Raw genomic sequence first — 15,105 nt, 5'->3', positions numbered from 1 at the left:
TTTGATGTGTCCGCGCGTGCGTCCGTACTGACCGATCCCGAGCAGCTCAAGGAGCTCCTCGGGATCCCCTTCACGCCCGAGCAGATGGCCTGCGTCACCGCCCCGCCCGCCCCGCAGGTCGTCGTCGCCGGCGCCGGATCCGGCAAGACCACCGTCATGGCCGCCCGCGTGGTCTGGCTCGTCGGCACCGGCACGGTCGCACCCGAGCAGGTCCTCGGCCTCACCTTCACCAACAAGGCCGCCGGGGAGCTGTCCGAGCGCGTACGGAGCGCGCTGGCGCGGGCCGGCATCACCGACCCCGACCCCTCCCCGGCCGACGCCGACGCGGCCGGCGGGGAGCCGCGGATCTCCACCTACCACGCCTTCGCCGGCCAGCTCCTCAAGGACCACGGCCTGCGCATCGGCCTGGAGCCCGGTTCCCGCCTCCTCGCCGACGCCACCCGCTTCCAGCTCGCCGCGAAGGTGCTGCGCGACGCCCCCGGCCCGTACCCCTCGCTCACCAAGTCCCTCCCCGACCTCGTCGGCGACCTCCTCGCGCTCGACGCGGAACTCTCCGAGCACCTGGTCGACCCCGCCGATCTGCGCCTGCACGACACCGCGCTGCTGGACGTGCTCGCCGGGGTGAAGCTCACCAACGAAGACCTGCGCAAGGTCCCCGAGGCCGTCCGCGGCCGCCTCGAACTCCTGGAGCTCGTCGGCCGCTACCGCGCCGCCAAACGCTCCCGCGACCTCTTCGACTTCAGCGACCAGATAGCCCTCTCCGCGCAGCTCGCCACCACCCGGCCCGAGGTGGGCGCACTGCTGCGCGAGGAGTTCCGGGTGGTCCTGCTCGACGAGTACCAGGACACGTCCGTCGCCCAGCGGCTGCTGCTGTCGGGCCTGTTCGGCGCGGGCACCGGCCACGCCGTCACGGCCGTCGGCGACCCCTGCCAGGCGATCTACGGCTGGCGCGGGGCCTCCGTGGCCAACCTGGACGACTTCCCCGAGCACTTCCCGCACGCCGACGGCACGCCCGCCACCCGGCTCTCCCTCAGCGAGAACCGGCGCAGCGGCGGCCGCCTGCTCGACCTGGCCAACGGCCTCGCCGCCCCGCTGCGCGCCATGCACGAAGGCGTGGAAGCACTGCGTCCGGCGCCGGGCGCGGAGGGCGTCGGGCAGGTCCGCTGCGCCCTGCTGGAGACCCACGCCGAGGAGCTCGAATGGGTCGCGGACTCCGTCGCCCACCTGGTGCGCACGGGCACGCAGCCGCGCGAGATCGCCGTCCTGTGCCGCTCCGCCGGGGACTTCGCGCAGATCCAGGCCGTGCTGGTGGACCGGGACGTCCCGGTGGAGGTCGTCGGCCTGTCCGGGCTGCTGCACCTCCCCGAGGTCGCCGACCTCGTCGCCGTCTGCGAAGTCCTCCAGGACCCGGGTGCGAACGCCTCCCTGGTCCGGCTCCTCGTCGGCCCCCGCTGGCGGATCGGCGCCCGCGACCTGGCCCTCCTCGGCCGCCGGGCACGACTGCTCGTGGGCCGCGCACCGGCCGGGTCCGACCCCGACGAACGGCTCGCGGCGGCCGTCGAGGGCGTCGACCCGGCGGAGGTCGTGTCCCTCGCCGACGCCCTGGAGACCTTCCTCGACGGCGCCGGCCGTACCGCGGACGACCTGCCCTTCTCCGCCGAGGCCCGGGTCCGCTTCGCGCACCTCGCGCAGGAGCTCCGCGACCTGCGCCGCTCCCTCGCCGACCCGCTGATGGACGTCCTGCACCGGGTGCTGTCCACGACCGGCCTCGAAGTGGAACTGTCCGCGTCCCCGCACGCCCTGGCAGCCCGCCGGCGCGAGACCCTGTCGAACTTCATGGACGTCGCCGCCGGTTTCGCCGCGCTGGACGGCGAGGCCACGCTGCTGGCCTTCCTGGCGTTCCTGCGCACGGCCGCCCAGTACGAGAAGGGCCTCGACCACGCCCTGCCGGGCGGCGAGAACACCGTGAAGGTCCTCACCGCCCACAAGTCCAAGGGCCTGGAGTGGGACGTGGTGGTCGTCCCCGACCTGTGCGCGGGGTCCTTCCCGAAGGAGAAGGCGCCGGAGGCCTGGACCTCGTACGCCAAGGTCCTCCCGTACGCGCTGCGCGGCGACGCCCCCACCCTGCCGGCCGACCCGGCCTGGACCTCGGCCGGGCTGAAGTCCTTCAAGGTCGCCCTCAAGCACCACAAAGCCGTGGAGGAGCTGCGCCTGGGCTACGTGACCTTCACCCGTCCCCGGTCCCTGCTGCTGGCCTCCGGCCACTGGTGGGGCCCGACCCAGAAGAAGCGGCGCGGCCCGTCGCAGTTCCTCCAGGCCCTCTACGAGCACTGCGCGGCAGGCCACGGCGAGATCGAGGCCTGGGCGGACGAGCCCGAGCCGTCCGCCGAGAACCCGGCCCTGACCGCGGGGTCCGGCCCGGACCACTCCTGGCCGCTCCCGCTCGACCCGCACTCCCTGGCCCTGCGCCGCGCGGCGGCCGCGCTGGTGGAGTCGCACCTGGCGACGCCGCCCCCGCCCGCGCAGGACGAGGCCTGTCTCTGGCCCCCGGACTGCGAAGACCCCGCCTACGACGCCGAACCATGGCCCCCGGAGGCCCCCTGGTCCGTCCCGGCCGACGCCTGGGACACCGACGACCTCTGGAACGGCGCCGGCGCGGCTCCGCCCCGGGCCGCCGCCACCGCCCCGGCGGACGACCCGGCCGGGGCCGCCGGGGCCGCCGGGGCGGTCGGACCCGCAGACCCGGGGCCGCACGCCGTACCCCGTCCGCGCGGCCCCCGGCCCGCCCCGGCCGAGCCTGCCCGGGGCGACGGCGCACCCCGCCCGGCAGCGGGGCACCCGACGCCGGACGCAGGCGCCGCGGACGCAGCCGTCGCCCCGAGCGACGCCCGATCCGCCGACCCGTCGGCGCGGCCCGGCGTGCCGGCCGCCCCGGCGGAGGACGGCGCTTCCCCGGCGGAGCCGCGCGGCGGCGCACCGACCGCCGACCCGTACGCCGCGGGCGGAGCCGTCGGGCCGTGGGACGCCTGGGCCGACGACCCGTCGGCGCGGCCCGGCGTGCGGGTGCCTGCCTCACCGGCCGACCCGCTGGGTGAGCCGTATGCCGCGGGCGGAGCCGCCGCGCCGCAGGACGCGTGGGCCGACGACGCGTGGGCCGACGAGGCATGGGCCGGCGAGGCCTGGGCGACTGAGCCCGCGGCGCAGCCCGGCGCCCGCCCGCCCGCCCGCCCCGCCGCCCCGCAGGCCGCCCCCGCGGGGCGGCCCGGCGTGGCCGGGCCCGCCGGGGGCCGGTTCCACTCGGTGCAGCCGTACTCCGCGGCGCGGTCCGGGGCGGGTGAGCCCGCCCGAGGCGCGCGGCTCACGCCCGAGGAGGCGCGGACCGTCGCCTCGTGGGACCGGGACCTCGACGCCCTGGAGGGCGAGCTCCGCCGTTCCCGCGCGGCCGTCCGCGACGTGGAACTGCCCGCCGCCCTGTCCGCCAGCCAGCTGCTCCGGCTCGCCGCCGACGAGCAGGGCTTCGCCCGCGACCTCGCTCGCCCCATGCCGAAGCCCCCGCAGCCGGCGGCCCGCCAGGGCACCCGCTTCCACGCCTGGGTCGAGTCCCGCTTCGAGGACCTCCCGCTCCCCTTCCTCGACGTCCTCGACCCCGTCGCCGACCTGCCCGGCGCCGGCGCCGGGCAGGACATCGCCGACGACGCCGACCTCGACGCCCTCAAGGCGGCCTTCGAGCGCAGCCCCTATGCCGACCGCCCGCCCCACCGGATGGAGGCCCCGGTCCAGATCACCCTCGCCGGCCGGGTCGTCCGCGGTCGGATCGACGCCGTCTACAAGACGACCGATGCCCACGGCGACGACGCCTACGAGATCGTCGACTGGAAGACCGGCCGAACCACCGACGCCGACCCGCTCCAGCTCGCCGTCTACCGCCTGGCCTGGGCCGAAGCCACGGACACCCCGCTCGACCGGGTCACCGCCGCCTTCCTCCACGTCCGCAGCGGCCGTGTGATCCGCCCGCGCAACCTCCCCGGCAGGGCCCGCCTTGAGCGGATCCTCCAAGGCGCATCGGGCCCCGACGGCGACCACCGGGCGGACGGCTAGGCTCGGGGCATGAGCGACACCCGGCCGGACAGCGTCGTCCGCACGTACATCGACACCCACCGCGCCGCCTTCCTCGACGACCTCGCCGAGTGGCTGCGCATCCCCTCCGTCTCGGCCCAGCCCGAGCACGCGGACGACGTACGCCGCAGCGCCGAATGGCTCGCGGCGAAGCTCAAGGAGACCGGCTTCCCGGTCGCCGAGGTCTGGGAGACCCGCGGCGCCCCCGCCGTCTACGCGCACTGGCCGAGCGAGGACCCGCACGCCCCGACCGTCCTCGTGTACGGCCACCACGACGTGCAGCCCGCCGCCCTCGCCGACGGCTGGCACACCGACCCGTTCGAGCCGGTGGTCCAGGGCGGCCGCCTCTACGCGCGCGGCGCCGCGGACGACAAGGGCCAGGTGTTCTTCCACACCCTGGGGGTCCGGGCGCACCTGGCGGCCACGGGCGCCGCCGCCCCCGCCGTCCACCTCAAGCTGATCGTCGAGGGCGAGGAGGAGTCCGGCTCCGCGCACTTCCGCGAGCTCGTCGAGACCCGCGCCGGCGAACTCGCCGCCGATGTCGTCATCGTCTCCGACACCGGCATGTGGTCCGAGACCACGCCCACCGTCTGCACCGGCATGCGCGGCGTCGCCGACTGCGAGATCGACCTCCACGGCCCCGACCAGGACATCCACTCCGGCGCTTTCGGCGGAGCCGTGCCCAACCCGGCCACCGCCGCCGCGCGCCTGGTCGCCGCCCTGCACGACGCCGACGGCCGCGTCACCGTCCCCGGCTTCTACGACGGGATCGCCGAGCTCACCGACACGGAGCGCGCGCTCATCGCCGAGCTGCCCTTCGACGAGTCGGAGTGGCTGCGCACGGCCAAGTCGCACGCGGCCGCCGGGGAGGCCGGCTACTCCACCCTGGAGCGGGTGTGGGCCCGCCCCACGGCCGAGGTCAACGGCATCGGCGGCGGCTACCAGGGCCCCGGCGGGAAGACCATCGTGCCCGCCTCCGCCCACGTGAAGTTGTCGTTCCGCCTGGTGTCGGGGCAGGACCCGTACGAGGTCGAGGCGGCCGTCAGGGAGTGGGTCGCGACCCGTGTCCCGGACGGGATCCGGCACGCCATCACCTTCGGCGCCCCCACCCGCCCCTGCCTGACCCCGCTGGACCACCCGGCGCTGCAGTCCGTCGTCCGGTCCATGGGCCGCGCCTTCGGCCAGAAGATCCGCTTCACCCGCGAGGGCGGCTCCGGGCCCGCCGCCGACCTCCAGGACGTACTCGACGCACCCGTCCTCTTCCTCGGGATCTCCGTGCCGTCGGACGGCTGGCACGCGCCGAACGAGAAGGTCGAGCTGGACCTGCTGCTCAAGGGCGTCGAGACGGCCGCCTACCTCTGGGGGGACCTGGCCGCCGCCCTGCGCGCCCCCGGCACGCCGCCGCCCGCACCCGCCTGACCCGGCGCACACACCTGTCGTACCGAGCATGCCTGTCCCACCACCGGGGGAGTTGGAAGTACCAGTGAGCACCCATACCGAGCGTCCCGTCTCGCTCACCGCGCCCAGCGGCATCGACCGCAGTGCGCACCACCGCCTCGACGAGGCCTGGCTCGCCGCCGCCTGGAGCCACCCGACGACCCGCGTCTTCGTCGTCTCCGGCGGCCAGGTCCTGATCGACGACACCCCCGACGGCGGCACCGGCATCGTGATGACGCCGGCCTTCGAGGCCCCGGTCACCGAGACCCACCGCTACTTCCTGGGCACGGACGAGGACGGCGTACGGTACTTCGCCCTGCAGAAGGACGCCCTGCCCGGCCGCATGGACCAGTCGGCCCGTCCGGCGGGCCTGCGCGAGGCCGGACTGCTCCTGAACGACCGCGACGCCGCACTGATGGTCAACGCGGTGGCGCTGGAGAACTGGCAGCGGATGCACCGCTTCTGCTCCCGCTGCGGGGAGCGCACGGTGGTCGCGGCCGCCGGGCACATCCGCCGCTGCCCGGGCTGCGGCGCCGAGCACTACCCCCGCACCGACCCGGCCGTGATCATGCTGGTCACCGACGAGCACGACCGGGCGCTGCTGGGCCGCCAGGTGCACTGGCCGGAGGGCCGCTTCTCGACGCTCGCCGGGTTCGTGGAGCCGGGCGAGTCCATCGAGCAGTCCGTCGTCCGCGAGGTGTGGGAGGAGGCGGGCGTCAGGGTCGGGCGGGTCGAGTACGTGGCCAGCCAGCCGTGGCCGTTCCCCTACAGCCTGATGCTCGGCTTCAACGCCCGGGCCACCAGTTCCGAGATCACCGTGGACGGCGAGGAGATCCAGGAGGCCCGCTGGTTCTCCCGCGAGGAGCTGCGCGCGGCGTTCGAGTCGGGCGAGGTGCTGCCCCCGTCGGGCATCTCCATCGCCGCCCGGCTGGTCGAGCGCTGGTACGGCGAGCCCCTGCCCAGGGCCGCCGCGTAACGTCCGTCACATGCGGAAGGCCCCCGCCTCGGACGGCGGGGGCCTGCTGCGGACGCCGGGAGAGCCGGCTCAGACGGCGAGGGCCTGCTTGACCTGGGCCAGGCTCGGGTTCGTCATGACGGACTCGTTGCCGGCGGCGGACTTCACGAGCACGGTCGGCACTGTCTGGTTCCCGCCGTTGGCCTTCTCGACGAACGCGGCGGACTCCGGATCGAGCTCGATGTTGATCTCGTTGTACGCGATGCCTTCCCGGTCCAGCTGCGTCTTCAGCCGACGGCAGTAGCCGCACCAGGTCGTGCTGTACATCGTGACGGTGCCGGTGTCCTGCATGCTGCGCTCTCCTTCGTGAAGGCTCTGTGGTCCGAGTACACGAACGTACGCCACCGCGCGGAACATTCCCGTCCGTGCACATCCGCACCGTGCGTGTGACCGGTATGACGTATCCGTGATGCCTGTGGACAGATTTCCCGCCCGGCGCACGAGACCTGGCAGCATGGCGGAGTGACAGCAGCAACGCACTCCTCATCCTTCACCGCCGCGCCCGACTCGGCCGACGCGGTGCTCCTGGGGCTCGACCCGGAGCAGCGCGAGGTCGCGACGAGCCTGCGCGGACCGGTGTGCGTGCTGGCCGGAGCCGGTACCGGCAAGACCCGCGCGATCACCCACCGGATCGCCTACGGGGTGCGGTCCGGGCTGCTCATGCCGGCCAGCGTGCTCGCCGTCACCTTCACCAACCGGGCCGCCGGCGAGATGCGCGGCCGGCTGCGCGCGCTCGGGGCGGGCGGGGTCCAGGCCCGGACCTTCCACTCCGCGGCCCTGCGCCAGCTCCAGTACTTCTGGCCCAGAGCCGTCGGCGGGGAAGCCGTCCCCCGGCTGCTGGAGCGCAAGGTCCAGTTCGTCGCGGAGGCCGGGGCCCGCTGCCGCATCCGCCTCGACCGGAGCGAGCTGCGCGACGTCACCGGGGAGATCGAGTGGGCGAAGGTCACCCAGACGGTGCCCGCCGACTATCCGGCGGCCGCTCTGAAGGCCGGCCGCGAGGCACCCCGTGACATGGCCGAGATCGCCCAGATCTACGGCACGTACGAACAGCTCAAGCGCGACCGAGGCATGATCGACTTCGAGGACGTGCTGCTGCTGACCGTCGGCATCCTGCAGGACCGCCACGACATCGCCGAGCAGATCCGCGCCCAGTACCAGCACTTCGTCGTGGACGAGTACCAGGACGTCAGCCCGCTCCAGCAGCGGCTGCTCGACCTGTGGCTCGGCGAGCGCGACAGCCTCTGCGTCGTCGGCGACGCCAGCCAGACCATCTACTCCTTCACCGGCGCCACCCCCGACCACCTGCTGAACTTCCGCACGCGCTACCCGCACGCCACCGTGGTCAAGCTGGTCCGCGACTACCGCTCGACGCCCCAGGTGGTGCACCTCGCCAACGGCCTGCTGGGCCAGGCCCGGGGGCGGGCCGCCGAGCACCGCCTCGAACTGGTCTCCCAGCGCGAGAGCGGCCCCCCGCCGGTCTACGCCGAGTACGCCGACGAGCCCGCCGAGGCCGAGGGGGTCGCCCACCGGATCCGCGACCTGATCGCCGCGGGCGTGCCGGCCGGCGAGATCGCCGTCCTCTTCCGCATCAACGCCCAGTCCGAGGTCTACGAGCAGGCCCTCGCCGACGCCGGGGTCCCGTACCAGCTGCGCGGAGCCGAGCGGTTCTTCGAGCGCCAGGAGATCCAGAGGGCCGTCCTCGCGCTGCGCGGAGCCGCCCGCTCCGGCGGGAACGACCCGCTGCTGGAGGACGTCGTCGACCTGGGCTCCCAGGTCCGGGCCGTGCTCAGCTCCACCGGCTGGACCGGCGAGCCGCCCGCCGGCTCCGGGGCCGTGCGCGACCAGTGGGAGTCCGTGGCCGCGCTGCTCCGGCTCGCCGAGGACTTCGCCCGCTCCCGGCCCGGAGCCACCCTGGCCGACCTCACCGTCGAGCTGGACGAGCGCAGGGCCGCCCAGCACGCCCCGACCGTCCAGGGCGTCACGCTGGCCTCGCTGCATGCGGCGAAGGGCTTGGAGTGGGACGCCGTGTTCCTCGTCGGGCTCACCGACGGCATGCTGCCGATCACCTATGCCAAGACCGACGACCAGGTGGAGGAGGAGCGCCGGCTGCTGTACGTCGGCGTCACCCGGGCCCGGCTGCACCTGACCCTCTCCTGGGCGCTCTCCCGCGCCCCCGGCGGACGGGCCTCCCGGCGCCCCAGCCGCTTCCTCAACGGCCTGCGGCCGGGCTCCGCGGCTCCGGGGAGCCGGCCGGGCTCCGCGGGCGGCGAGAGGGCGCCGCGACCGCGCGGCCGCCGGGGTCCGGTCCTGTGCCGGGTCTGCGGCAGGACGCTGACCGAGGCCGGCGAGCTGAAGCTGATGCGCTGCGAGGACTGCCCCTCCGACATGGACGAGGGCCTGTACGAGCGGCTGCGGGAGTGGCGCGCCGGCCAGTCCAAGGAGCAGGGCCTGCCCGCCTACTGCGTCTTCACGGACAAGACGCTCATGGCGATCGCGGAGGCGGCACCGACCGAGGCCGGGGAGCTCGCGATGATCTCCGGGGTGGGCGGTCGCAAGCTCGACCGGTACGGAGCCGATGTCTTGGCCATCTGCGCAGGTCAGGAGCCCGGGGGAGAGGATCCTGACGACGCGTAGAAACTCGTCGGAAAAATAGTTTGCACATGCCCGGCGAAGACCCATAGGTTCTTAGCAACGGAAACGGTGGCTTCTCCGAAGCCCTGGATCCGTGCTGTACTTATCCGAATACGCATGGGACGGGCCCTCGGGCCGAGTCCCCGAGACGCCGAGAGGAGGCGAGACCAGTGACCAGCTTCATCACCTTCAGCAAGATGACCGATCGCCCGGTCGATGCCTCCTGCCTGCTCGGTTCCGTCTCCGCTCTGGGTACCGGTGCGTCCGCGATTTCCGCCGGCCGTCCCGCCCTCCTCGCGACCCTTGCGGTCAGCGAGCGCAATGAGCGACCGACCCAGGCACCGGTGGCAGTACTGGCAGCAGAAGCAGAGGCGCACGCCGCCTATGGATTTGCCGCCGCGGCCGGTGCCGGATCCCTGAAGAAGCAGACGAAGCAGCAGCACCACCTGATGTGGGCCTTCCGCGGGCTCGAACCCTGGAGTGATCCAGCCTGATCGCATGATCAGGCCGGCGCCTTCAGGGCCGCGGAACCCCACCCGGGATCCGCGGCCCTTCTGTTTGTCCCCGACCGGGGACCAACGGCGAAGGTGCCTCGGGACTGGCAACCAGGTACCAGCCGCACCCGGCCGACCGGCCGGAACGACTAGCCGAACAAGACGAGGAAGAAAACACCGTGCAACTCGAAGCGCACGCCCCGTCCGTACCGCAGACCCAAACGATCTCCCCGCCCGCAGTCCCGGAGGACCACACCTTGACCCCGCTCACCGCGCTGACCGCGCTCGACGACGCCATCGAGAACCTCGGCGTCCCGGTTCCCTGCCGCACCTTCGACCCGGAGGTCTTCTTCGCCGAGTCCCCCGCGGACGTCGAGTACGCCAAGTCCCTCTGCCGTACCTGCCCGCTGGTCGAGGCCTGCCTCGCCGGAGCGGTCGAGCGCCGCGAGCCCTGGGGTGTCTGGGGTGGCGAGCTCTTCGTCCAGGGAGTCGTCGTAGCCCGGAAGCGGCCGCGTGGCCGTCCGCGCAAGAACCCGGTCGTCTCGGCATGACCACCACCGGAACCATCGACCGCCCCCTGACGCACGACCCCCTGAAGCAGGCCCTCATGACCGTCCACACCACGAGCGAGCAGCCCCACGGCGCCGCCCACGCAGACTTCATCACCACCGGCGCGATCACCTCGCGTCAGAACAGGACCCGCGCAATGCAACTCATTCCAGAAGCCCTGGCTCGTGCCCATATGGACGAGCGCATGCGAGAGGTGGACGCCGAGCGTCACGCCGTTCGCCTGGTCGCCGCACGCCGCATGCAGCGGCGGGCTGAGCGCGTCTCGATGCGCGCCCGGCGCGCACTGGCCATGGCCGTCATGCAGTAAGAAGCGACAGCAGCACAGCAGCAGACTGCAGCTTCCCGGGGGGACCGGTCCGAACGGACTGGTCCCCCCGGTGCGTTGCGCGGGCCCCCCACCCCCGGCGGAGGTATCGTCCGGAGGTGGACCAGCCGACTCCCCAGCCCGAGCCGTCGGGATCCGAGGCCCAGCCCGCCGTCGTCTGCGCGCGCTGCGGCACACAGTCCCCCGGCGGAATCCCGCCCACCTGGACCTGTTCGGTGGAGAACGGGACCAGAGAGTACTTCTGCGTCGCATGCGCCCGCGCCAACCTCCGGGCGATCGAGGGCAGGCTCGACTCCTCCTGGTGGTGACGCCCCGGGGGAGTGCCCCCGGGGTGATTCACGCGGCGGAGGTGAACCCGGGCAGCCAGGTGTCCAGTTCGTCGCGCAGCCGGACCGTCGCACCCAGCTGGCACAGCACGCCGATGGTGCTCAGCGTCACCCGGTGGATCAGCAGATAGGAAGGCGGCAGGTTGATCTGCCGCCCCAACTGGTGTGCGGGGGAGCGCGGATCGGCGATCCGCGCCGCCTGGCCGCGCAGCCACGGCCGGGTGAAGGTGAACTCCTCCGCCTCGGCGGGCTCGATGATCGGCTTCAGGTAGTCGAGCAGTGCCTCCGGGTCCAGCTCGACGGACTCCTTGACGAAGCCCTCGGCGCACAGGTGGCCGTAGACCCCCTCGGCGTCCCCGTCCAGCGTCATGCGCAGGGACCGGCCGATGGGCTTGGGCCAGCCCCCCGGCAGCCGGTCGACGGTGCCGAAGTCCAGCACGCCGAGCCGCATCCGGCCGTCCGCACCCGGTATCAGGCGGAAGTTGCCGGGGTGCGGATCGGCATGCAGCAGACCGGTGCGCGCGGGACCGGAGAAGAGAAACCGGGCCAGCAACTGCCCGGCACGGTCGCGCTCCTCCTCGCTGCCGTCGGCGATCACCTCCGACAGCGGGGTCCCCTCCAACCACTCCGTGACCAACACCTGGTCGCCCTGGTGCACCACGTCCGGGACGACCACGTCCGGGTCGTCGACGAAGGCGTCCGCGTGCGTGCGCTGCGCCTCCGCCTCCAGCTCGTAGTCGAGCTCCTCCGACACCCGGTCGCGCAACTCCTTGATCAGGGGCTTGATCTCCATGCCGGGAACCAGCGGCCCGAGCAGCCCTGCGAACCGGCCGAGCTGCTTGAGGTCGGACAGCAGCGCCTCGCCGGCCCCCGGGTACTGGACCTTGACCGCCACCTGACGGCCGTCGTGCCACACCGCCCGGTGCACCTGCCCGATCGAGGCCGCCGCGGCCGGCTTGTCCTCGAACTCCTCGAACAGGTCCCGCCAGTGCGCGCCCAGACGGTCCGCCAGCACCTGGTGCACCGTCGCCGTGGGCAGCGGCGGCGCCGCCTCCTGCAGTTTGGTCAGCGCCGCCCGGTAGGGCCCCGCGACATCCTCGGGCAGTGCCGACTCGAAGACCGACAGGGCCTGCCCGAACTTCATGGCACCGCCCTTCAGTTCTCCCAGCGTCCGGAACAACTGCTCGGCGGTGCGCTGCTGGAGCTCGCGCGCCACGATCTCCGCCGACTTGCCCCCGATCCGCTTGCCCAGCCCCCAGGTGACCCGACCCGCGATGCCGATCGGCAGCGCGGCCATCTTGACGGTACGGGTGACCGCCTTCCGGGGAAGATCAGACATGCGCCCCTCCAATTCCCAGACAGCTGCTGCGCCGCGTGCGGCGGTTAGGCGAGGACCTTCGGTCCCGAAGCATCCTGTCACGGCGCCCCCGGCGGGTCCGCTCCCGCTCCTCTCCCCGAGGCCCGTCCCGCCGGCCGAAGACGTTCCGCGGGGTCCGGCGCCGCCCCGCACGGGCAGTCGGGGTGGGCGCGGACCGGGGCGGACTCCCAGTGCAGGGTGGGCAGGGCCGCCTCCCAGCGGGCTCCGGTGGAGGCGGGCAACTGCCCGTCGAGAAAGGCGAGCGCATGTGCCGCGGCCAACCCGGCCACCGCCGTGGACAGGCCCAGATCGCACGAGGCGCTCCCCAGGCGGCGGTGGGACGAGCGCCACTGCACGAGCATCCTCGGCCAGGCCGCGTCCCGCTCCACGCGCTCGCGCTCCATGCACCCGGCGCACGCCGTCGTGCCCGGAAGCACCAGCGGCCCCACCAGGCCCGTCCCTTCCAGCACCCCCGCGTACAGGTGCGGAGTGCCCGAGGCGACCCAGTCGGCCGCGGTGTCCGGATCCGGGGCCCACGCGTGCAGCCCGTCCCGGGGCGCGACCACCACCAGGGCCAGCCCCGGCTCCGGCCCCTCCTCCGCCCCGGCCCGCGGGGCCGGGCCCGGGGCCGCCGCGCGCACCGCCCCCGCCGCGGCCTCGGCCCTCATCCGGCCCACGCTCGCAGGCCCCAGTCCACCCGGCGCCACGTCCGCCGCCTCCACCCGGCCGCCGTCGAGCACCTCGACCCGGCCCACGCCCGCCCCCGCGAGGACCGCCGCGATCACGGCGCCGACCCGGCCGCTCCCGCGCACCTGGACCCGTATCGCCCGGCGCGCGGCGACCCCCCGCAGGTCCCCGCCGGGCTCCCGGTGGACCAGCGAGAGCGAACCCAGGTCCGGGCCGAGCCGCTCCAGCGTCTCCGGACGGCGGCGCAGGGACTGCGCCCGCGGGCCGCCCGCCGAGGCGTCGTCGAGCAGACCGGCGCGCGCCAGCCGTCGGACGAGGGCGTCGGCCCGACCGTCCGGCAACCCCATCCGCGTGGCCTCGGCCCGCAGCAGCTCCATCCCCCGCGTCCCGTCGATCCGGTCGATGAACGCGCCCGTCGCCGTGTCCACGGGCCCCAGCACCACCGCGTGCGCCGGCGTCACTCCGAACTGCACCGTCTGCAGATCCCGCCAGGCCCGCGCCAGCGCCGGCTTCACCCTCGGAAACATGTCCGCCCCCTGTCCGTCCCTGTCCGTTCCCCGGCCGTGCCCACGCGCACCACCGCCCGCCCGGCGTTCCGCGCCCTGCTTCTCGCTTTCCGCCTCCCGCCCACAGTGCCCGCCCCCGGTCGTCCGTGCCGAAGTTTGTCCACAGGCAGGCGGTATAAGGCATATGAGATGAAGAATGGGGCCGCGTCTGAAATCCGCCGCCGAACCGCCCCTGTTCGAAGCGCGGACGAGCGGGACTCCGCCTCCGTCAGCGGGTACCGTCGTGGCGTGTCCGCCGACCCCCCGCCGCGCGCCGTCGAAGTCCGCCGGAGCGCGCGCCGCCGCAGGACCGTATCCGCCTACCGCGAGGGGGACCGTACGGTCGTCCTCATCCCTGCCCGGATGTCCGAGGCCGAGGAACGGCGCTGGGTGGGCGTCATGCTCGACAAGCTCGCCGCCCAGGAGAGCAGGCGCACCCTCGGAGACGCGGAACTCACCGGGCGCGCCGAGCGCCTGTCCGAGCAGTACCTCGGCGGCCGCGCCCGCCCCCGCTCGGTCCGCTGGGTCACCAACCAGAACACCCGCTGGGGCTCCTGCACCCCGGCCGAGGGCAGCATCCGGCTCTCGCACCGCCTCCAGGGCATGCCGGAGTACGTCGTCGACTACGTCCTCCTGCACGAGCTGGCCCACCTCCTCGTGCCCGGCCACGGCCCCGCCTTCTGGGAGCTGCTGGAGGCGTACCCGCGCACCGAACGGGCCCGTGGCTACTTGGAGGGCGTGGTGGCCGCCGACCGCCTGCCGCAGGTGCCCGCCGTCCGCGACGAATGACCCGCCGGCCGGTGCGGACCGCCCCCCCCGGGCCCGATCGGCCATCCGTCATGTCACACAGCGTGATTGTGTACCGGGTTGGTACCGGCTTGGTCGGATGTCGCCGGATGCCGTTAGCCTGTGCGGCACGAAAGCTCAGTCGGGATGGGGGACGTCGTTACGTATGGCAAGGGAATTCCAACGCGGCCACAAGGCCAAGGTCAGTGATCTCACGGCGGGCACCGATCTGTACGTAGGCGTCCAGATCGCCGGGCCCGGCCTCACCTTCGACATCAGCTGCTTCGGCCTCGACGCGAACGAACAGCTCTCGGACGACCGCTACTTCGTCTTCTTCAACCAGCCGAAGTCGCCGGAGGAGTCCATCCAGCTGCTCGGAGCGCAGGCCGGTGACACGGAATCCTTCCGGGTGACCCTGGACCGCGTTCCGGCTTCCATCCACAAGCTGTCCTTCACCGCCACCCTCGACGGCGCCGGGCAGATGTCGCAGATCGGACCGGGCTACATCCGGATCGTGGCCGGCGGCGAAGAGGTCGTCCGGTACTCCTTCACCGGCGCGGAATTCAGCACCGAGCGGGCCGTCATGCTCGGTGACTTCTACCTGAAGGACGTCTGGCGCTTCGCCGCCGTCGGTCAGGGCTTCGACGGCGGGCTCGAAGCCCTCCTGAAGAACTTCGGCGGCGAGGTCGCCGAGGAGGCGCAGCCGCAGCAGCAGGCCGCCCCGGCTCCGGCGCCGTCCTTCGGCGCGCCCGCCCCGGCCGCCCCCGCCCCGTCCTTCGGCGCACCCGCCCCGGCCCCTGCACCGCAGGCCCCCGC

The 15,105-nt window shown here is 73.8% G+C and carries 13 protein-coding genes; 10 read left to right on the top strand and 3 right to left on the bottom strand.

Going from position 1 to position 15,105, the window contains the following annotated elements:
* Window positions 1-6: 6 nt before the first annotated feature.
* From IF89_RS42425 to nudC, 3 genes are read left to right on the top strand one after another with little or no spacing between them, the layout of a single operon-like run.
* Window positions 7-4,098 carry an ATP-dependent DNA helicase gene (locus IF89_RS42425; RefSeq protein WP_030772746.1) on the top strand — a complete coding sequence of 1,364 codons (4,092 nt, stop codon included), beginning with the start codon at window positions 7-9 and terminating at the stop codon, window positions 4,096-4,098.
* Window positions 4,099-4,107: 9 nt separating this feature from the next.
* Window positions 4,108-5,535 (top strand): dipeptidase, encoded by a 1,428-nt coding sequence (locus tag IF89_RS0125815; protein ID WP_030772743.1) that lies wholly within the window; start codon window positions 4,108-4,110, stop codon window positions 5,533-5,535.
* A gap of 28 nt (window positions 5,536-5,563) precedes the next feature.
* Window positions 5,564-6,529 carry an NAD(+) diphosphatase gene (nudC, locus tag IF89_RS0125810; RefSeq protein ID WP_051807626.1) on the top strand — a complete coding sequence of 322 codons (966 nt, stop codon included), beginning with the start codon at window positions 5,564-5,566 and terminating at the stop codon, window positions 6,527-6,529.
* A gap of 69 nt (window positions 6,530-6,598) precedes the next feature.
* Here nudC and IF89_RS0125805 read toward each other — a convergent pair whose 3' ends face one another.
* Window positions 6,599-6,859: a mycoredoxin gene (locus tag IF89_RS0125805; RefSeq protein ID WP_030772737.1), complete on the bottom strand. Its 261-nt coding sequence runs from the start codon at window positions 6,857-6,859 to the stop codon at window positions 6,599-6,601.
* Between the two features lie 171 nt (window positions 6,860-7,030).
* On the opposite strand from IF89_RS0125805, the gene IF89_RS0125800 reads away from it, so the two are divergent.
* From IF89_RS0125800 to IF89_RS42420, 5 genes are all read left to right on the top strand, one after another.
* On the top strand, window positions 7,031-9,202 hold the full coding sequence (locus IF89_RS0125800) for an ATP-dependent DNA helicase UvrD2 (protein ID WP_030772734.1): 2,172 nt from the start codon (window positions 7,031-7,033) through the stop codon (window positions 9,200-9,202).
* Between the two features lie 167 nt (window positions 9,203-9,369).
* On the top strand, window positions 9,370-9,693 hold the full coding sequence (locus IF89_RS0125795) for a hypothetical protein (protein ID WP_030772732.1): 324 nt from the start codon (window positions 9,370-9,372) through the stop codon (window positions 9,691-9,693).
* Window positions 9,694-9,872: 179 nt separating this feature from the next.
* Window positions 9,873-10,244 carry a WhiB family transcriptional regulator gene (locus tag IF89_RS0125790; RefSeq protein ID WP_030029453.1) on the top strand — a complete coding sequence of 124 codons (372 nt, stop codon included), beginning with the start codon at window positions 9,873-9,875 and terminating at the stop codon, window positions 10,242-10,244.
* Entirely contained in the window at window positions 10,241-10,570 is a 330-nt protein-coding gene (locus IF89_RS0125785; RefSeq protein WP_030772728.1) for a hypothetical protein, read from the top strand. Before IF89_RS0125790 ends, IF89_RS0125785 begins: the two co-directional genes overlap by 4 nt.
* Before the next feature lie 116 nt (window positions 10,571-10,686).
* Window positions 10,687-10,896, top strand: coding sequence for a hypothetical protein (locus tag IF89_RS42420; RefSeq protein WP_078628508.1), 210 nt, complete (start codon window positions 10,687-10,689; stop codon window positions 10,894-10,896).
* A 28-nt stretch (window positions 10,897-10,924) separates the two neighbouring features.
* Here IF89_RS42420 and IF89_RS0125780 read toward each other — a convergent pair whose 3' ends face one another.
* Window positions 10,925-12,253 carry an ABC1 kinase family protein gene (locus IF89_RS0125780; RefSeq protein WP_030772727.1) on the bottom strand — a complete coding sequence of 443 codons (1,329 nt, stop codon included), beginning with the start codon at window positions 12,251-12,253 and terminating at the stop codon, window positions 10,925-10,927.
* Between the two features lie 77 nt (window positions 12,254-12,330).
* A complete protein-coding gene (locus IF89_RS0125775; RefSeq protein ID WP_030772725.1) occupies window positions 12,331-13,485 on the bottom strand; it encodes a TOMM precursor leader peptide-binding protein in 1,155 nt (384 codons plus the stop codon).
* 168 nt (window positions 13,486-13,653) lie between these two features.
* On the opposite strand from IF89_RS0125775, the gene IF89_RS0125770 reads away from it, so the two are divergent.
* Together IF89_RS0125770 and IF89_RS0125765 are read left to right on the top strand one after the other, a co-directional pair.
* On the top strand, window positions 13,654-14,292 hold the full coding sequence (locus IF89_RS0125770; RefSeq protein WP_420706964.1) for a M48 family metallopeptidase: 639 nt from the start codon (window positions 13,654-13,656) through the stop codon (window positions 14,290-14,292).
* 163 nt (window positions 14,293-14,455) lie between these two features.
* Window positions 14,456-15,105, top strand: a 650-nt coding sequence (locus tag IF89_RS0125765) for a TerD family protein (protein WP_030772718.1), incomplete at its 3' end; no start/stop codon positions are given.

It is taken from the genome of Streptomyces sp. NRRL F-2664, assembly GCF_000719345.1.
Lineage (GTDB): Bacteria > Actinomycetota > Actinomycetes > Streptomycetales > Streptomycetaceae > Streptomyces.
The sequence above is the reverse complement of the archived record's forward strand: the minus strand, read 5'-3'. Positions and strand labels throughout refer to the sequence as shown.